This is a genomic window from Pseudomonas reactans, from assembly GCF_013385825.1.
Lineage (GTDB): Bacteria > Pseudomonadota > Gammaproteobacteria > Pseudomonadales > Pseudomonadaceae > Aquipseudomonas > Aquipseudomonas reactans.
The window spans coordinates 231,506-250,665 of sequence record NZ_JACAPG010000002.1; the positions used below are offsets into that span (position 1 = coordinate 231,506).

Below are 19,160 nucleotides of genomic sequence, written 5' to 3' on the forward strand. Positions count from 1 at the left end.
CCACCTGGCCGATATCAAACGCCCAGTTTCAGACGCAATCTTTCCAGCACACTCAATGGAGCACGGGGCCGAAGGGGGGGCTTGAGCACTTCAACAATCCGCTGACCGATACGGGCAAAACTGAACTGGTTGACCACCAGGTCCTGCCCATTACGCGCAATGTCGGCCGCCAATTGCGGATTGGACCGTAAAATGGTCAGCTTTTCCTGCAACTGCGGGATGTCCTTGTAGAACACCACATTGACCATCTCCTCGAACCCCAGGGCAGCATTTTCCTCAGCGCCCTGATCAAACGCCAACAACACGCAACCGCAGGCCATGGCTTCAAAATTCTTGATCATGTACTCGCCCATGCCCACATCGGCACTGACGAAAAAACGGATCCGGTTGAGGGTCGCGCAGTATTCCTCACCGGACTTGGTGCGCGTGACCACCAAAGGCTCAACCTGTGCCAGCTCATCGAGCAGGGCCTTGCGACCACTGTAGGCCACGCTGTTGGTACTGCCGACGAACGCCAGCTCGATATCCCGCACACGCTCCTGCGGCTGCAACAGCGCCTGATCATAGCCCTTTGGCACGAACTCCGCGTCAAAGCCCTCGGCGCGCAGCCGCTCGGTCACCATAAAGCCGGAGCTGATCACCCGCGCCCACGGCAAACGACGGTAATGGGCGCTGAATTTTCCGGTGTATTTGCAGGGAATGTAGTTCTGGTAGGCGTCGTGTTCGAGGATCACCAGGTTCGGGAGGGTACGGATAAACCCGACTTGGCGGATTTCCTGCTTGAAGCGCAGGAAGAACACGATACGGTCGTAACGGGTCACGTCGACCTCACGCCGGAAGTAACCACGCAGGTTGCGCTGCTCATCGCTGCTCAACCAGCGAATATCACATTCGCAGTGCTCGGCCACGCCTTCGTACAAACGATCCAGGATGGCGCGCTGCTCTTTCTGCACCAGAAACAAGACTTTCATTACTTATCCTTTCCCAAACGCCAGAACAACTCATGCCGTCGTACGGCCTTGCGGAAAAATTCGTTCTCACCATACGGCGACTGCGCTCGCCCCGCCAATAGTCGCTGTAACCAACGCCGGACACGGCGCTTGAAGGGCGGTGCCGGTTGCAAGTCATGCATCATGCCCAGCGCCATGGCCTTGTCACGCTGCTGCGCCAACGTCAGTGGCAGGCTGCAGGGCAGCAGCTCCTCAGTCGCGTCGAACAGCGGCGGCAACGCAATGCCGGCGCCCGCGTCGCCCATGGGCCAGCGGTCGTTGTCGTGCAAATGGTTGGCGTAGCCCAGTATTACCGTCGGCTGCCACTCAAGGCCTTGCAAGGCTTCCAGAACAGCGTGCTGCGCGCAGATGTGGTCTGGATGCGGGTCCAATACCGGATGCGGCAACACAATCACTTCCGGGCGCGCCATCAACAACACCTGGCGCAAGTCGGCCAACAGGTTGTTCCAGGTGGGCAAGCCGTCGCTGTCCGCCGCCAATGGGAACGGATTGAATTGGCGGAAGGGGCGAATGTCTGTCATCTGCGCTTCACGGGAGGCAAACGGCAGGTCCGGCGCGGCTTGCATCGCCTGCAATTGCAGGCAGAAGTACCCCAGTTGTACACAGTGCGCCTGTGGCACACCGGCCCACAGCGGCACAGCGATGCTGTCCCAGGCGCGCAGGCGGCCTTTGATACGCGCGGCTTCAACCGCGTCCAGGCCCATCTGCTGATAATGCTCGGCTTCGATTTCGCCTGCGGTCAGGGTGACAATCCAGGGCTTTTCAGCCTGGCTGTACAGACCAAAGGCCGCCAATTCGGCATCGTCGGCATGGGGCGCGATCACCATTACACGCTGCGCGCGGTAATCCGGGTGGGTCCAAGCCCACAGGCGGGGCGTGCCGATCAATCGGCAATGCCGACCGCGCAACTGCAACTCGCTCAGCGCCAAACCACTGAGATTCAGGTAACGCATGCCGTTGACGCCACGCTCAAAGGTTTGCCGGTCGCCCGCCAGCTCGACGCTTGGGTCAAAAAAGCGCCCCAGCCACGTGCTTTTGACCTTGATCCCCAGCACCAGTGTGGCCTGCGCGTCTACCGACTGCTCCAGTAGCAAGCGCCCATTTTCCAGGCGCACGCCCGGCAGCTCGGCATCCGCCGCAAAACGGTATTGGTAATCTTCGTTGGGGGCATAGAACAGATGGTCGGCAAACCACGCTTCATGAGCAACCCAGGCCACCACCGCCAACAGCAAGGGTAGCCACCAGGCCACCAGGATGCCGACCAACATCAGCAACAACACACCCATCATCAGCGCCGTGCGCTTGTTACGCCGGTGGCGCTTGAGCAATTGCTGCTTACGACTCATACGCTGAATACCTGCACAGGGTTGCACCAACGGTCCTTGTACTCGCGGTCGGCCCGGCCAAAGGAGAAGCGCAACGGCTTGCCAACTTCGCGCGCCTGCTCCCAGGCACTTTGGGTATTGAGAAAGCTCAAAACGCTGCCAGGGCTGAAGGCACGAGTTTCAGGATCGACCCCGCCGTTGACGTACTCCACGCTGATCCATTCCGGCGACTCGACGCGGTACACCAACTGAATCGCGATGGGCGCGTCATTCAGAAAGATCACTGAGCCGATCAACCACTCACGCATCAGCTCGATCACTTCGGCCAGGCGCTCGGCGCCCGTGGCGGTGAAACCCCAGCGGCGCAGGAACAGGTCACAGTAGATGGCCGCCAGCTCACCGCTGGAAAACTCACCGACAGGCCGCACTACGCCGCCCGCCTCCTCCAGCAAACGCAGTTCGCGGCGCTGGTTGTAGCGAAACTTCTTCGACAGTTCTTCCGGCGTGCGTGCCATGGCCAACTGCTCGGCCTGGGGCTTGAGGCCGATAAAGCGGCCTTCGTTCAACGTCGACAGGTAGCGTGCACGCTGCCTCAAAGGCGCCTGCGCATCGGCGGCGGCCGGCAGGATCACTTCGGCGTTGCCCAGGTCGAACAAGCCTTTCTTGCCGCTGCGCTTGAGCACGTCCTTGGACAGCGCCAGGTCGCGCCCCCACGTGGCAATGCACGCCTTGAGTTCACCGGCCTGCTCCCAGGCCAGGTAACGCACTGGAATCTGTGCCAAGCCGGCCAGGCGCTCGATGACCTGCGGGTGCGTCGCGACGCTACCGCCAAAACGCTGCCAGGCCTCGCTGTAGGCCGGTGCATCGACGACGGACCAGCCACGCTCGCGCCAGCCTTGGAATCGATTGAGCATCAAGCCCTCGCGGTCAGTTCAATAACGTGTGGCAGTTGCCAGAAAGTGTCGCGCACCGCCTGGTCCGAGAACCGTGCGTGCAGGCGCTCCAGCATCATCTCGGCGCACTGGCGTTGTTGCTGTTGATCCATCGCGGCCAGGTGCCCCAGCCCTTGGGCCAGGTGCTCGGCGTCACCGAAAGGAAACAGGATGCCAACACCTTCGACCACTTCCCGCGCACCACCACACGCGGTAGCCAGCAGCGGTACACCAGCAGCCATGGCTTCCAGCAGTACCATGCCGAAGGGTTCGTGGTCGGAACTCAGCGCAAACACATCAAACGCGCGGAAATAGCGGCGCGCATCCGGCACCTGGCCGAGGAACAGCACCTTGTCGGCAATCCCCAGTTCGCGGGCCAGTTCCTTGAGGTCCTGCTCCAGGCGACCGGTACCGAGAATCGCCAACCGGCTTTCAGTCGGCAACCGTCCCAGTGCCAGGGCAAAGCCCTTGAGCAGCGTGGCCTGATCCTTGTCCGGGTGCAGGCGGCCGACGTTGCCGACCACCCATTCATCCGGCGACAACCCTAGGGCATCCCGCGCGTCATCCTTGGAAACCTGTTGGGCTTGCAGGGCTTCCACGTCGATGCGGTTGTACAAGGTCTGTATACGCGCCGCCGGCCAGTTCGGCAGGCAGCGGCGGATGTCATCGCGCACGGCGTCGGACACACCCAGCAAGCTCAAGCGCTTGCGGAAAATCGACGCAAACAGGCGGCGGCCACGGCGCTGGTAATCACCAAAGGCATGGTGCACGCCAATGACCTGCAAGCGCGTGGCGAGCAAGGCGACGTAGATCGGCTTGGCGCGGTGCGCGATGCAGAAACTGAAATTGCGCGAGGCGGCAATCTTGCGCATCTCGGCGATGGCGCCCAGCTTGAGGCCACGAATGGCCTTGGAACTGAACTCCATGAACAACACTTCATCGGAGGCGCAACCGGCCGCGACCTCAGGGTCGGCGACCCCGGTGAGAAACACCGTGGTCACCTTGTAGCCTTTGCCCGCGAACAGGCTGGCGTACTGACGGGCACAATCAAGGAACGGCCCGTCATAGCCGTGGCAGAACTGCAGGACGTGGCGTTCAGCCGACCGTGTCATAGGGGTCCACGCCGTCTTTGACGACCAGGATGTCTTCCATGATCAGGTATTGCAGGTCGGAGCCGAAGAACATGTCCAGCGCGTCTTTCGGCGAGCAGATCATCGCTTCGCCACGACGGTTGAGCGAGGTGTTCAGCGACACGCCGTTGCCGGTCAGCACTTCCAGCTCTTTCATCATGTCGTAGTAGCGCGGGTTGTATTCGCGCTTGAGCACCTGGGCGCGGGAGGTGCCATCTTCATGGACCACTTCCGGCACGCGGGTCTTCCACTCTTCAGCCACTTCAAAGGTGAAGGTCATGAACGGCGCCGGGTGGTCGACCTTGATCATCTGCGGAGCCACGGTGTCGAGCATCGACGGGCAGAAAGGCCTCCAGCGCTCGCGGAACTTGATCTGGTGGTTGATGCGGTCAGCTACGCCGGTGGCGCTTGGGCAACCGATGATCGAACGACCGCCGAGGGCTCGCGGGCCAAACTCCATGCGGCCCTGGAACCAGGCCACCGGGTTGCCGTCGACCATGATCTTGGCAATGCGTTGCGGCATGTTGTCGATCTTGCGCCACACGGGCTTGCTTTCGTGCTTGGCGCACGCCGCAATCACGTCTTCGTTGCTGTAGGACGGGCCGAGGTAGACGTGTTCCATCTTCTCGACCGGTACACCACGGGCGTGGGACACATAAGCTGCCGCGCCGACAGCCGTGCCGGCATCACCGGACGCTGGCTGAACGAACAGCTCCTTCACGTCGTCGCGGGCAATGATCTTCTGGTTCAGCTTGACGTTCAGCGCGCAGCCGCCGGCGAAGGCCAGCTTGCCGGTGTCTTTCAGGATGTCGCCCAGGTAGTGGTCGATCATCTGCAGCGCCAGCTTCTCGAACAGCGCTTGCATGCTGGCGGCGTAGTGGATGTACGGTTCGTCGGCGATATCGCCTTCGCGCTTCGGACCCAGCCACTCGATCAGTTTTGGCGAGAAGTAGAAGCCCTTGCCTTTCTCTTTATAGCGACGCAGGCCGATGACGTTGGCGTATTCAGTGTTGATCACCAACTCGCCATTTTCAAAGGAGGCCAGGCGCGAAAAGTCGTATTTGCTGGCATCGCCATACGGCGCCATGCCCATGACCTTGAACTCACCGTCGAGCATCTCGAAACCGAGGAACTCGGTGATTGCGCCGTACAGGCCGCCGAGGGAGTCCGGGTCAAAGAATTCCTTGATCTTGTGGATCTTGCCGTTTTCACCGTAGCCGAAGAACGTGGTGGCGTACTCACCCTTACCGTCGATGCCGAGGATCGCGGTTTTCTCCTGGAAGCCGGAGCAGTGGTAAGCGCTGGACGCGTGGGCCAGGTGGTGCTCAACCGGTTCGATCTTGATTTTCTTCGGGTCGAAGCCCAGTTGCTCCAGGCACCAGACGATCTTGTTGCGATAGCGCTTGTAGCGACGGTTGCCCATCAGGATTGCGTCAAGGGCGCGGTCCGGGGCGTACCAGTAACGCTTGGCGTAGTGCCAGCGCGCCTCGCCGAACAGGCTGATCGGGGCGAACGGAATCGCCACCACGTCAACGTCGGAAGGCTTGATGCCGGCCTGCTCCAGGCAGAACTTCGCCGATTCGTAGGGCATGCGGTTCTTTGCATGTTTGTCGCGTACGAAGCGCTCTTCTTCGGCGGCCGCGATCAGCTTGCCGTCGATGTACAAGGCTGCGGAAGGATCATGGCTAAGGGCGCCGGACAGGCCAAGAATCGTCAATGCCACAGGGGTCTAGCCTCTTTTAGTCTGCATGCAGGCGGGGTGCGCCTGAAAAAAGTGTGCTTCCCGCTCGGGCGGGAAACAGCTAAAGGGCGGGATTATAGCTTAAAAGCAGAGGGGAGCTGTTAGCAGCAAGTGGCAAGAGGGATCAGCGGAAGATCTCGATGCTGCCGTCCCGGCTTTGACGATAAATGGTGTAGGGCAGCACCAGGGTGTCGAGCACGCCGGAGGCGACAAACTCGACCGCGACAATGGGTAGCATGCTCCCACCATGGTCCATCAGGTTCACGCCTTTCAAACTCTTGTCGGGCGCAGGTTCGCCATTGAGCGTGCAAAAACCATAGATCACCCCGCTGTAGATGCGCGGAACGTTCTCGCAGTGGCTTCGCGAGTCTTTGAGGTTCTGACTGGCGACGGCGTCGGGACGGAAGACCGTATTGATGGTTCCGCAACCGGCGAGCAAGAAACACAGCGCAAGCCACACGACTTTCGACCCAATCCTCATGACCCCCTCCGTTTGATCCATCAGCCATTGTCATTGCCAAGGCCTGCCACGCTAACATCACAAAGGCTGATGACCCAGTGTGACAGTACCGATTGGCAGCGTAAGACGATTCCTAAATGATAAAAATCGCCCAAGTCACTAAACTCGCGCCCCTTTGCGCGTTTACCTCCTATACGACGCGCCATGGATTCTGGCTGACCGATGAAAACCTTCACCCGCTTCACCTTGTTGCTGCCCGGCCTGCTCGCCTTGAGCGAGGCCGCACCGGCTGACGATGCACCGCTGATCCTGGACCCCAGCGTGGTCACCGGCTCACGCAGCGCCAGCCCGGCCTTCGACCTGCCCTATTCGGTCGACGGCATCAGCCGCGAGCAGATCAGCGACGGTCAATTGGGCATCAACGCCTCCGAAGCGCTGTCCCGCGTGCCTGGCCTGGTGGTGCAGAACCGCCAGAACTATGCCCAGGACCTGCAGATTTCCTCCCGCGGCTTCGGCGCGCGCTCGGCGTTTGGCGTGCGCGGCATCAAGCTGATCGCCGACGGCATCCCCGCCAGCACCCCGGATGGCCAGGGCCAGGCAGCCACGTTCAACCTCGACACCGCCGAACGCATCGAAGTGTTGCGCGGCCCTGCGGCCACCTTGTATGGCAGCAATGCTGGCGGCGTGATCCAGATGTTCTCCCGCGACGGCGAAGGCCCGCCGCGCATTGGCGCCGAAACCCTGGTGGGCAGCGACGGTTTGAACAAGAACCACCTGACCGCCGAGGGCGCAGCGAATGGCGCAGGCTTCGTGCTCGACGCTTCGCGCATGGACACCGACGGTTACCGCGACCACAGCAGTGCGCGCCGTGACCAGACGTTTGCCAAGCTCAACGTCCAGCCGGATGACGACAGCAAGCTCGCGCTGATCTACAGCAGCCTGGAACAGAACGGCACGCAGGATCCACTTGGGCAGACGTGGGCCGCGTACAAAGCTGATCCACGCTCGGTGAGTGCCAATGCGCTGACCTACAACACACGAAAAAGCATCGATCATCAGCAATTGGGCATGAATTACGAGCGCTACATCGGCGATGCGACGTTGCAGGTGAATGCGTATACGGGGCGGCGGAGTGTGATTCAGTACTTGTCGATTCCAAAAGGGACACCTGCCAACGAACGTGGCGGCGGCGTGGTGCAATTCGACCGCAAGTTCTACGGCGGCAGCGTGCGCTGGATGCAGCCTATCGAGAGCGCACCGGGTGAGTTGATGATCATCACCGGTCTGGACTTCGACCAGAGCGAAGACAGTCGCCACGGCTACCAGAACTACAGTGGCAACACCCTCGGCGTGAAAGGCCAGCTACGTCGCGATGAAATCGACACCGCCCGCAGCCTCGACCCTTACATCCAGGCCAACTGGGCCCTGGACCGCTGGACCCTGCAAGCGGGCGTGCGGCACAGCACCATGGAGCTGGACGTCGATGATCAATTCCTGAGTAACGGCGACGCGAGTGGTCACAAGACCTATCAGAAAAACACACCCTCGATGAGCGTGATGTACGCCTTCACGCCCGAGCTGCATGGTTATGTCAGCGCGGGCAAAGGATTCGAAACACCGACCCAGGCCGAATTGGCCTACGCACCCGGCAGCGTGGAGGGCTTCAATTTCGGCCTGAAACCGTCAGAGAGCACCCAGTATGAAGTGGGACTAAAGGCCCAGGTGAAGAACACCAGGATCAACGCAGCCGTGTTCCAGATAACCACGAAAGATGAGTTGGTGGTCGCTCAATCCAAAGACGGCCGCACCAGCTACCAAAACGCCGGCCGCACCCTGCGTCGCGGCTTCGAACTGGGCATCGAAAGCCAGCTCAGCGAACACTGGAGCACCAGCCTCGCCTACACCCGCCTGCAAGCCACCTACGACAGCGACTTCGTCAGCGGCGGCAGCACCGCCGTCGACAAAGGCAACTATCTGCCCGGCGTGCCGCAAACCACGCTGTTCGCTGAGCTGAACTGGAAACCCCGCGACTGGGTCAGCACCGCCATCGAAGGCCTGTACCGCAGCAAGGTCTATGTCGAAGACACCAACAGCCAACGTGCCGCGCCGGCCTATAGCGTCTTCAACTGGCGCGCACGCTTCGAGCAGAAAGTCGAACACTGGACCTTTCACCAGACCCTGCGCCTGGATAACCTGCTGGACCGCCAGTACGTCGGCTCGGTGATCGTCGGCGATGGCAACAACCGCTATTACGAAGCGGCGCCTGGGCGGTCGTGGTATGCGGGCGCAGGGGCGGAGTATCAGTTTTGATCAGTTGATGTCTCGAGGCAGCCGCTGATCAATCAACGTGTACAGCGCGCTGCTTTGCGGCCAGTTACGCATAAACCGCGCCCGGTCCTTAGCATACGCTGGGGCGAAGCTGGCATCAGAGCCGTGCTGACACATCGCATCCAGGTCGATCAACGACCAGCGATCCTTGTCCCAAAACAGGTTGTGCCCCTTGAAATCACCATGGCTGATGCGTTCGCGGATCAGCTCGGCAAACAGGTGATCCAGCGCCTGCAGCTCGTTTTCCGGCGCATCACCGTTTTCAACGTACGGCGCGAAGCGTTCGATGATGTCCGGGCCAGGCAAATATTCGGTGATCAGGTACGCGCGGCTACGCAACCAGAAGAAGCGTTTTTCCAGTACCGCCAGCGGCTTGGGCGTGGCGATACCGAGGAAGGCCAGACGGTTGCCTTCGCGCCAGGAATGCCAGGCGCGACTTGGACGCCAGAAACGCTTGAGCCAATGGACAAAGCCCTTGATGTTGTAGCGTTTGATCACTAGTTGCCGACCGGCCACCTCGACCTTGGCCACGCTGGCAGCACCACCGGTCTTGTACAAATGACCCTGGTCCAGCAGCGAATCGGCCTGCTCCAGCACCGGCAGCATCGCCGGCTCTTCTTCGCGGCGAATGGCGCGCAAGGCGAAAGCGCCACGCACCACGCTGAACAACGTGCACTCGCGGCCGACCTTGTTCAAAAAGTCCCTGAGGCGCCAGGCGCTGACCTTGCGCACCTGCTTTTCCAGGACTTCCAACGGAAGGGCGTGCTCGCCATTGCTCAACAGGTAGTACACCAGCAGTTCTTCGGTGAACGGTTCGAGATTCTTCGGCAACTGGGCGAAAAACACGCCGAGGTTTTCCAGTACGCGGTTGCGCGACAGCGGCTTGCCCGCCTCTTCGACGCGGATCCCAGCGCCATCGATCAGGTACAGTTTGCCGTCCTGGCGCAGCAGGTTGTCCAGGTGCAGGTCTTCCTGCCACAGCCCCTTGGTGTGCATCTGCGCAATGGCGCCCAGCGCTTCGGCCAGCACCGCGGTTTGCTCGTCAGCCAACGGCGGCAACCCTTCGACGGCCTGCCAGGCATCGGCCAGGCTTTCGGCGCCCTCGATAAATTCGAACAGCAGCCAACCACCCTCGCCTTCTTGCAACCCGTCCGCAAGCAACAACGGCGTCGTCAGCCCCTGTTCAGCGAGCAGGCGCACGCCTGTGAGTTCTCGCTGAAAATGCCGCGCCGCCTTGCTGCCCACCAGTAACTTGGCCAACACCGGACGGCCACGCCAGACGGCGGCGCCCACATACCGTTCGCCGGGCAACACGCGCAACAGACTCAGCAGTTGCAACTGGCCAGGGCCCGCCGCATCGGCCAGCTCCAGGGTCAGGGGCAAGCCCGGCGTGCGGCCGGCGGTTTTCAGCTCGGACAAACGCATCAACGGTTTTCCTTGTGGCTGCGGCGAGCGGTCAACTTCTGGAGCCAGGTGGAGACCAGCGCGCTGTCTTCAGGCTGGTCGAGGTAGGCAGCCAGCAGTTGGCGAACTTGCTCGTCAGACCACTGCGGTGCACGACGCAGCAAAGGCTCCAGGTCCTTGACCCGATCACGCCAGCCGAACAGCAGCGGGCGGGTTTTCTCCAGGTCGATCAACTGCGCGACATAGCCGTCGCCGCTGGCCTGCATAAAAATATGCTTGGGGTAAAAACAGCCATGCACCTGGCCGACACTGTGCAATTGACGCGCAAGCTGACCGCAGGCCAGCAGGATCGCGCGGTGCTGGGCATCACCGAGCGAAGGCCAATGCTCCAGCAACGAGTCCAGGTCATTCCAGCCATCCAGGGCGCGGGTCAACAGCATGGCACGGTGTTCGCCGGCCACTTTGCGCTCGCCATAGAACGCCGCCTGCAACGCCGGGATACCGAGCTTTTGGTACCGACTGATATTACGAAATTCGCGAGAAAAACTCGGCTCGCCAAACGGGCGGTGCAAACTGCGCGTCAGGTAGTTGCTCTGGCGCTTGAGGTAGTAACCGTGGCCGTCGAGCTCCAGGCGGAACACGCTGCTCCAGCCACCCTTGCTGGTGTTCGGCTCGTCCACCGCGTCCAGTTGCTTGGCCCATAGGGCATCAAAAGTTGCCAGGCCGTTGCGCTCCAGAAGCGCACGGTCCTCAACCGCCAGGAAGTCACTCATTCGCGCCCCTCGAAAAACTTCACCACGTGGCGAATCCGCTCTTTATCCGATGCACTCAGGTGCCGGCGTTGACGGTACTGTATGTAGAACCGCAGGCGCTGGGTGGCGGACAGGTGATACTTGGCCACTTTGTCCAGGCAGGCCAAGTCTTTGGTGATGCGGTACTTGAGCCAGAACCCGCGCCAGAAATCGCCGTTGGGGCAATCGATCAGGTACAGGGTCGCTTGGTCATCAACCAGCAGGTTGCGCCACTTCAAATCGTTATGGGTAAAACGATGGTCGTGCATGGTGCGCGTGTATTCGGCGAGCTGGCGGCTCACCGCGTTGACCCACTTGGGGTCGCGCAGGCGCGCATCGTTGCGCTCGGCGAGCACCGAAAGGTCTTCGGTCCTCGGCAGCTCGCGGGTGATCATCGCGCCACGGTCGTAGGCCAGGCCTTTGCGCTCCAGGCCCCAGGCAACCACATCGGCGGTGGGAATGCCCCACTTGGCGAAGCGCTTGAGGTTCTGCCACTCGGACTTGACCCGAGGCTTGCCCAGGTAACGCCGCAGGCCCTTGCCGGCGCCGGTGTAGCGCTTGACGTAGTAATTGACCCCGCCGCGCTCCACACGGATCACTTCCGACAGTGGATCACGGGTTAGCCGCTCGCCCTGCAGGGCGAAAACCGCTTCGAGGCTTCCAAAATCATCCGCCAGGTGGGCGTAGGCAGGTTCCAGGTTCCAACCCGCCATCAGATTGCATCCCCGAGGCGCTGCTTGCGTGCGTAAAGCTTGTCGGCCTTACGCTGCATCAGGTTCAACGACGCCGATTGCTCGGCCAGGATCTGGCGCAGCGGCTGGCGAAAGTAACCCTTGAGGAAACGCAGTTTGTCGCGACGGGTCAGGCCGATTTCCAGCGCCGAGTAGTACAGCGCGGAGAGGTCCTTGTCGCGCCAACGCAACGGCAAGTGCGCGCGCAGTTGGGCGCGATGCAGGTCGATCACCGACAGCTTGATGTTCTTCGCATCAATGGGCTTGGCCGTGTCCAGCAGGAAATGGCACAGGTAGCAGTCGCGGTGGTTCACACCGCCACGGTGCATATCGCCGACCATGCGCGCCAGCTCATGGGTGAGCGCATGACGCAACGCAGGCGCCGGAGGCTCCGCCACCCAATTGATCGTCACATCTTCCAGGCTAAGGGTCGGTGCCAGCTCTTCGGTGATGATGAACGAGTGCTGGTCCGCCGGGTTGCTGCCTTTTTCGCCGAAGGCCACGCCAGTCATGGTCGGAACGCCCAGTTCCTGCAAGCGGTGGATGGCATCCCACTCCAAGCCAGCGCCTAGCACCGGCAACTTGGCGGTGATCAGGTTCTTGAAGATTTCCGCCCAGCCAATGCCACGGTGGATTTTCACAAAATACGGACGGCCATCCACCACGGTACGCAGGGTGCGACGCGCCGCCAGCTCGCGGAATACTTCGCCTTGCAGTTTCTCGACTTCGGCAAAGGCATCAAGCCCGGCCCATAACGTCTTGAACGGTTCGGCAAGAATCAACTTCATCGTTTTGGCTCCGCCAGGATCACATCCGCAGCGTGCTGCGGCATGCTGTAAAGGTCGGCCGTCTCAGCGAAGGCCAAACCATTGCGGCTCCAGGCCGCGCGCTGTGCAGTGTCAGTGAGCATATTCGCCAGGTACTGGTTGAGCTGCGCTTGTTCGAACGGCTCATCCAGCACCAGACCGCTGTCGGCTTCGGCGATGTAGTGGGCATAACCACATACGGCCGAGACCAGTACCGGCAGCCCGGCCACCAAGGCTTCAAGCAATACGGTGCCGGTGTTTTCGTTGTACGCCGGGTGGATCAACAGGTCGGCACCCAGCAGGAAACGCGGGATATCGCTGCGGCCCTTGAGGAACTGCACGTTGTCGCCCAGCCCCAGCGTTGCGCTTTGCAGTTGGAATACTTTGGGGTCGTCCTGGCCGATTACAAACAGGCGCGTGCGTTTTTTCAGTTCCGCCGGCAACGCGGCCACGGCCTTGAGGCTGCGGTCGACGCCCTTGGTCTTGAAGCCCGAGCCGATTTGCACCAGCAGCAGGTCGTCAGCGCCCAGGTTGAATTCCTTGCGGAACCCTTCACGGATTTCGGCGGCATTCGGCGGCGCGCGGCGGTCCTGGGCAATGCCCGGCGGCAGCAGATGGAAGCGCTCCAGCGGCGTATCGTAGTGTTTGATGAACAGCGGCTGCTGCACTTCGGAAATCATCAGGACTTCGGTCTTGGCGTCCTTGGCGAACACCGCGCGCTCGTAGTCGGCAAAGTGCTTGTAGCGACCAAAATAGCGGTACAGCGAGTGGCGCAGATTTTGCGCCTTGTCTTCAAAGCAGCCGTCGGCGGCGTAGTACACATCCAGGCCCGGCATTTTGTTGAAGCCGATCAGGCGATCTACCGGGCGCTTGGCCAGGTCGGCGGCCATCCAGGCGCTGAGCTTCTCATTGCGCCGATGGTTGAAGAACGCCTTGACCGGCGCCACCAGCACTTCGAAGCCGGGCGGGATGTCGCCTTCCCAGATCAGCGTGTAGACACGAATCTGATGGCCGCGCTGCTGGCACTCCAGGGCGATGCGCATGAAGTCGCGCTGCAGGCCACCGAAGGGGAAATATTTGTACAAAACAAAAGCCAGTTGCATCAGTGCAGCTCCTCAGCCAATAACAACGTGCTCAGTCGGCTTGCCACACGCTCAGGGTTCAGGCGCGTGAAGCACAGGGGCGACTCGCGCTTGAGGTCGAACCGACGCAGGTCGTCGGCCGTCGGTTGATAGGTACATTGTTTTTGCAGGCACGGTGCGCAGGGGAAGTCGCTGGCCAGGTGAATCTGGCCCTTGCCATACGCGCCGGTGAGGCCGGGGTTGGTCGGGCCGAACAGGGAAATGGTCGGCACATCCAGCGCGGCGGCCAAGTGACCGAGACCGGTGTCCACCGCCACACAGGCACGGGCGCCGGCCAGTACGCGGGCGACGCCGGCCAGGTTCAATTTGGGCAGCACTTCGGCGTTTTGCAGGCCTTGGGCCAGGCGTTCGGCGCGGGCTTTTTCGGCGGCGTTGCCCCAAGGCAACTTCACATCCACACCCAGGCGCCCCATGCGCTCGGCCAGCTCGCGCCAGTAAGCTTCGGGCCAGTGCTTGGTGTCCCAAGTGGTACCGTGCAGCAGCAGTACAAACGGCTTTTTCGGCGGCAGGCCCAGGAGTTTTTCAGTGCTCAGGCCGTAGTCGCCCAAGCCTTTGGGCAAGTCATAACCGAGGGCCACGGCGAACAGCTGACGCAGACGCTCCACCGCGTGCTGCCCACGCGCCACGGCGAGGCGACGGGAATAGAAACGTGCAGCCATCGGCTCGCGGGCGGAATGCTTGTCGAAACCCGCGATGGGCGCACGCACGTAGCGGGTCAGCCAGGCGCTTTTCAGCAGGCCCTGGGCATCGATCACAAGGTCATATTTAGTCGACTGGACTTGCTGTTTGAAGCGCCGCCACTCGCCACTCTTGATGGTCTGCCAGAGGTTCTTGCGCCAGCGGCGGATCGCCACCGGGATCACCTTATCGACCGCCGGGTGCCAGGTGGGAATCTCGGCGAAGCCTTCTTCCACCACCCAGTCGAATCGGATGCCGGGAATCGCCCGCGCTGCATCAGTCAGGGCCGGCAAGGCATGAATCACGTCGCCCAAGGATGAGGTCTTGATTACCAGTACGCGCAAACTATCGGACCTCGACCGCAGAGCCCTGCAACCGCTGCAAGGCTTCGTTCACCGGCTGCGGCAGCAACTGGCGCATGCAGTTGTAGTGACCGAAACGGCAGGTGCGATCAAAACACGGGCTGCACTCCAGGCCCAGGCGCACCACTTCGACCTTGTCGGCCAACGGCGGCGTGAAACCCGGCGACGTGGAGCCGTACACCGCCACCAGCGGGCGGTTCAGCGCGGCGGCGACGTGCATCAGGCCGGAGTCGTTGGACACCACCGAGTCAGCGCAGGACAGCAGGTCGATGGCTTCGGCGAGCGACGTGTCACCACTGAGGTTGACCGCCTCTTCACGCAGGCCCGGAATCAGGCGTTGGCGAATGTCTTCGCCCACCGGATGGTCTTTCTTCGAACCAAACAGCCATACCTGCCAGCCTTCGCGGATCTTCGCCTCGGCGACCTTGGCGTAGTGCTCCGACGGCCAGCGCTTGGACTCGCCAAACTCGGCGCCGGGGCACAGCGCCAGGACTGGACGATCGAGTTCCAGGCCGAACTTGGCCAGGGCGGCGTCACGGCTCACCGGATCAATCTGCAAGCTCGGACGCGGATACGGCGTGGGCAACTCGGCCCCCGGCTCGTAGGCCAGGGCCATGAAGCGCTCGATCATCAGCGGGTAGCGGGCTTTGTCCAGAGTGCGCACGTCATTGAGCAGCACGTAGCGGAACTCACCACGCCAGCCGGTGCGCTTGGGGATACCGGCGAAATACGGCACCAACGCCGACTTGAGCGAATTGGGCAGCAGGATCGCCTGGTCGTATTCACCCGCCAGGGATTTACCGATGCGACGGCGCGTCGCAAGCTCCAGCGCGCCATGGCCGAGCGGGAAGCTCAAGGCCTTGCGCACTTGCGGCATGCGTTCGAGGATCGGCCGGCTCCACTCAGGGGCAAGTACGTCGATCTGGCAGTCCGGGTAGCGCATGCGCAGGCACTTGAACAGTGTCTGCGCCATCACCATGTCACCGACCCAACTGGGCCCAACGATCAGAATATTCATGTAGTTTCCACAAACGATGCGGGGAGGCTTATGCCTCCCCGCATCGAAATTTTCTGTAGGAGACGAACAATTGTAGGAGCTGGCTTGCCAGCGATAACGTCCGAAAGATCTCCATGGATTCCAAGGGCCTCATCGCCGGCAAGCCGGCTCCTACAGTTGACTCAACTTAACCCCAGTTCTTTCCAGATTCGCATCACCTGGCGCCGTTCGTCGGCGAACTGATCCCCGGCTACCGTGCCGGCCTCGTTTTGCAAGGCCTGGCGATGCGCGGCGGAACGGTAGGCCTTATACACCTCGCGCAGCAGGTGGGCATCGGCGGCGGGCATCAAGCCCACCTGCTCCAGGCCTTCCAGAATGCGGATATTGTCGGTGTAGCGCAGCAACGATGGATGTTGCGCAGACCACGCCAAAGCCGCGTATTGCACCATAAATTCAATATCGACGATACCTCCGGCGTCCTGCTTGAGGTCGAACACTGCCGTGGCCTCGAAGGCATTGGCGCCGGTGCCGGCCGCCGTGGTCTTGGTGCCCAGGTTGTCGCGCATCTTGGCGCGCATCTCGCTGACCTCCTGGCGCAGCTTCGCCAGGTCCCGCTCCTGCCCCAGCACTTTAGCCCGTACTTGCTCAAACGCATGGCCTACATCCTGGCTGCCGACCAGCACCCGCGCACGGATCAGCGCCTGATGTTCCCAGGTCCACGCTTCATTTCGTTGATAACGGTCAAACGCACCCAGCGAACTCACCAGCAAACCGGACGCGCCGGAAGGCCGCAAGCGCATGTCGACTTCGTACAACTGGCCGGAGTTGGTCTGGGTGGTCAGCAAGTGGATGATCCTTTGGCCCAGGCGCGTGAAGAACTGCGCCCCGTCGATCGGTTTGGCACCATCGGTTTCAGCCTGCGGATCACCATCGTGAATAAACACCAGGTCCAGGTCCGAACCATGCCCCAGTTCGATCCCGCCGACTTTCCCATAACCGACAATGATGAACCCAGGATCGCACAGGGTGCCGTCCAATCGTTGCGGTGAACCGTGGCGCGCCACGGTCTGGCGCCAGGCCAGGGCCAGCACTTGTTCGAGAATGGCCTCGGCAAGCCAGGTGAGGTAGTCGCTGACCTTCATCAACGGCAAGCTGCCAGCGATTTCCGAGGCGGCCACACGCAGACGGTGGGCCAGCTTGAAGTGGCGCAGGGCTTCCATCTGTTGCTCAAGGTCGTCTTCGGGGATGCGCGTCAGGCGCTCGCGCAACTCGGCGGCCAATTCAGGCGCCAACGGAGGCTTGAACAGACGGCCTTCGTTGAGCAATTCGTCGAGCAACAGCGGAAAGCGGGTAATCTGCTCGGCGATCCACGGACTGGCGGCGCACAGGGTCAACAGGCGACGCAGGGCGTCGGGGTTTTCCGTGAGCAGCACCAGATAAGCGGAACGCCGCGCGACGGCTTCGACCAATGGCAGCACGCGCTCCAACACCAGGTCCGGGTTGGCGTGCTCCACCGCTTGGGCAAGCAGGCGCGGAATAAATGCATCCAGCCGCTCACGCCCCAAACGCTGCATGGCGCGCAGTTGCGGGCTGTTGCGCAGGCCGGCCAACGCCTTGAGGGCCTTGGTCGCGTCGGTAAAACCACCTTCGGCCAATTGCCGGCAGGCGGCTTCTTCATCTTGGGATTCTTCCCACAGCGGCAACCACTCACCGCCCACCACCAACTCGCTTTCTTCGCCCTCTTCTTCGTCAGGATCGGCGATCACTTGGCGGAAATGCCAGTCCACCCGACCGCGCCAGTACATGAGGCGTTCGTGGAAGGCGGCCCAGTCAGCAAAGCCCAACATAAAGGCAATGCGCGCCTGGTCTTCCGGGCTGTCCGGGAGCATTTGCGTCTGCCGGTCGGCAATCGCCTGGATCGCGTGTTCGGTGTAGCGCAGGAATTCGTAGCCATTGCGCAATTCGGCGATCACCGCCGGCGGCAGGTAGCCCTGGCCTTCCAGCGTACCGAGCACCTTGAGCAACGGACGCTGCTGCAGGCTCAGGTCACGACCACCGTGGATCAGCTGGAAGGCCTGGGCGATGAATTCCACTTCGCGGATGCCGCCCGAACCCAGCTTGATGTTGTCGGCCATGCCCTTGCGCCGCACTTCCTGCTGGATCAACTGCTTCATGGTGCGCAGCGCTTCGATGGCGGAAAAGTCCAAGTAGCGGCGATAGACAAACGGTCGCAGCATGTCGAGCAGTTGCGCACCGGCCACCTGGTCGCCAGCAACGACCCGCGCCTTGATCATGGCGTAGCGCTCCCAGTCGCGGCCCTGGTCCTGGTAGTACTGCTCCAGCGCATTGAAGCTGAGCACCAGTGCACCGGCCGAACCGTAGGGGCGCAGGCGCATGTCGACACGAAATACGAAGCCGTCGACGGTCATCGGGTCGAGGGCCTTGATCAGTTTTTGACCAAGACGAATGAAAAATTCCTGGTTATCCAGGGAGCGTTTGACGCCCACCGTTTCGCCGCCCTCGGGGTAGGCGAAGATCAGGTCGATATCCGACGATAGGTTCAGCTCCACCGCGCCGAGCTTGCCCATGCCGAGGATGACCATGTGCTGCGGCTCGCCGCTGCGCCGGCCAGTGGGCGTGCCGAACTGCACGCAGTGGCGCTGGTACAGCCATTGGTAGGCTTGGTCGATGCTGGCGTCAGCCATGTCGGAGAGGTCGCGGCAGGTTTGCACCAGGTCCGCCTGGCGGGTCAGGTCGCGCCAGATGATGCGCACCTGCTGGCGCGTACGCTGGCGACGCAGCACACGGCCCAGCTCGTCTTCTGTTTCGGCTTGTTGCACGGCGCCAGCAATCTGCCCGCACAGCTCGTCGGGCGCGAAACCACGGTCCAACTCGCCCCAGGCCACCAACTCCAACAACATCAAAGGGTCACGAACACTCTGTTCAATGACAAAATCACTGGCCGCGCACACGCGGGCGAAGTCGGCCCACCGTTGCGGCGTCCACGCAGAAAGTCCATGATCGTCGTCCAGCGCGGCCACTGCGTCACGAAATGACTGCTCGGCTCGCTGGGCTTTTGGCAAGAGAATGGCCGGTAGTTCGGCGAGTGTTGGAAGGCTCATGGTCTATCCTTGTTCGGCGCGTAAATGGCGTGTGGCTGTGAACGCAAGAACCACGCTCTATGAAGGACTGTCGAACAAAGGTTAGAAATAGCTGAAATTAATTTCATTTTGGCAGCCAACATCAAACATTCACCTTTTCTTGTTCGCAAAAGATCAACAATAACGATTATGCTCACCAGCCAGACCGAGCCATACGCTCAG

At 61.5% G+C, this 19,160-nt stretch carries 15 protein-coding genes; 1 reads left to right on the forward strand and 14 read right to left on the reverse strand.

Annotated elements, in window-relative coordinates; genetic code table 11:
* Positions 1–14: 14 nt before the first annotated feature.
* From HX868_RS01090 to HX868_RS01115, 6 genes are all read right to left on the reverse strand, one after another.
* A complete protein-coding gene (locus tag HX868_RS01090) occupies positions 15–971 on the reverse strand; it encodes a glycosyltransferase family protein (RefSeq protein WP_177001616.1) in 957 nt (318 codons plus the stop codon).
* Complete coding sequence (locus tag HX868_RS01095; RefSeq protein ID WP_177001617.1) at positions 971–2,356, reverse strand: PIG-L deacetylase family protein; 1,386 nt, start codon at positions 2,354–2,356, stop codon at positions 971–973. The genes HX868_RS01090 and HX868_RS01095 overlap by 1 nt, the downstream gene beginning before the upstream one ends.
* Positions 2,353–3,249 (reverse strand): GNAT family N-acetyltransferase, encoded by an 897-nt coding sequence (locus HX868_RS01100; protein ID WP_016975601.1) that lies wholly within the window; start codon positions 3,247–3,249, stop codon positions 2,353–2,355. Before HX868_RS01100 ends, HX868_RS01095 begins: the two co-directional genes overlap by 4 nt.
* Positions 3,249–4,379 carry a glycosyltransferase gene (locus tag HX868_RS01105; RefSeq protein WP_177001618.1) on the reverse strand — a complete coding sequence of 377 codons (1,131 nt, stop codon included), beginning with the start codon at positions 4,377–4,379 and terminating at the stop codon, positions 3,249–3,251. The genes HX868_RS01100 and HX868_RS01105 overlap by 1 nt, the downstream gene beginning before the upstream one ends.
* Positions 4,363–6,120 carry a carbamoyltransferase family protein gene (locus HX868_RS01110; RefSeq protein WP_095014437.1) on the reverse strand — a complete coding sequence of 586 codons (1,758 nt, stop codon included), beginning with the start codon at positions 6,118–6,120 and terminating at the stop codon, positions 4,363–4,365. Before HX868_RS01110 ends, HX868_RS01105 begins: the two co-directional genes overlap by 17 nt.
* A 142-nt stretch (positions 6,121–6,262) precedes the next feature.
* On the reverse strand, positions 6,263–6,619 hold the full coding sequence (locus tag HX868_RS01115; RefSeq protein WP_177001619.1) for a YceK/YidQ family lipoprotein: 357 nt from the start codon (positions 6,617–6,619) through the stop codon (positions 6,263–6,265).
* Positions 6,620–6,820: 201 nt separating this feature from the next.
* Between HX868_RS01115 and HX868_RS01120 the strand changes: the two genes are divergently transcribed.
* Complete coding sequence (locus HX868_RS01120) at positions 6,821–8,908, forward strand: TonB-dependent receptor family protein (RefSeq protein WP_177001620.1); 2,088 nt, start codon at positions 6,821–6,823, stop codon at positions 8,906–8,908.
* Here HX868_RS01120 and HX868_RS01125 read toward each other — a convergent pair whose 3' ends face one another.
* The 8 genes from HX868_RS01125 to glnE all read right to left on the reverse strand — a co-directional run bounded on the left by HX868_RS01125 (position 8,909) and on the right by glnE (position 18,959).
* On the reverse strand, positions 8,909–10,351 hold the full coding sequence (locus tag HX868_RS01125; RefSeq protein ID WP_177001621.1) for a lipopolysaccharide kinase InaA family protein: 1,443 nt from the start codon (positions 10,349–10,351) through the stop codon (positions 8,909–8,911).
* Positions 10,351–11,103: a lipopolysaccharide kinase InaA family protein gene (locus HX868_RS01130; protein ID WP_177001622.1), complete on the reverse strand. Its 753-nt coding sequence runs from the start codon at positions 11,101–11,103 to the stop codon at positions 10,351–10,353. The genes HX868_RS01125 and HX868_RS01130 overlap by 1 nt, the downstream gene beginning before the upstream one ends.
* Positions 11,100–11,834 carry a lipopolysaccharide kinase InaA family protein gene (locus HX868_RS01135; RefSeq protein ID WP_177001623.1) on the reverse strand — a complete coding sequence of 245 codons (735 nt, stop codon included), beginning with the start codon at positions 11,832–11,834 and terminating at the stop codon, positions 11,100–11,102. Before HX868_RS01135 ends, HX868_RS01130 begins: the two co-directional genes overlap by 4 nt.
* On the reverse strand, positions 11,834–12,640 hold the full coding sequence (gene rfaP, locus HX868_RS01140) for a lipopolysaccharide core heptose(I) kinase RfaP (RefSeq protein ID WP_177001624.1): 807 nt from the start codon (positions 12,638–12,640) through the stop codon (positions 11,834–11,836). The genes HX868_RS01135 and rfaP overlap by 1 nt, the downstream gene beginning before the upstream one ends.
* The gene (locus tag HX868_RS01145) at positions 12,637–13,761 is read right to left on the reverse strand and encodes a glycosyltransferase family 4 protein (protein ID WP_177001625.1); all 1,125 of its coding nucleotides are present in this window, start codon (positions 13,759–13,761) and stop codon (positions 12,637–12,639) included. Before HX868_RS01145 ends, rfaP begins: the two co-directional genes overlap by 4 nt.
* Complete coding sequence (gene waaC / locus HX868_RS01150; protein ID WP_177001626.1) at positions 13,761–14,822, reverse strand: lipopolysaccharide heptosyltransferase I; 1,062 nt, start codon at positions 14,820–14,822, stop codon at positions 13,761–13,763. The genes HX868_RS01145 and waaC overlap by 1 nt, the downstream gene beginning before the upstream one ends.
* 1 nt (position 14,823) lies before the next feature.
* A complete protein-coding gene (gene waaF / locus HX868_RS01155; protein ID WP_177001627.1) occupies positions 14,824–15,858 on the reverse strand; it encodes a lipopolysaccharide heptosyltransferase II in 1,035 nt (344 codons plus the stop codon).
* A gap of 161 nt (positions 15,859–16,019) precedes the next feature.
* Positions 16,020–18,959, reverse strand: coding sequence for a bifunctional [glutamate--ammonia ligase]-adenylyl-L-tyrosine phosphorylase/[glutamate--ammonia-ligase] adenylyltransferase (gene glnE / locus HX868_RS01160; protein WP_177001628.1), 2,940 nt, complete (start codon positions 18,957–18,959; stop codon positions 16,020–16,022).
* Positions 18,960–19,160: the final 201 nt, after the last annotated feature.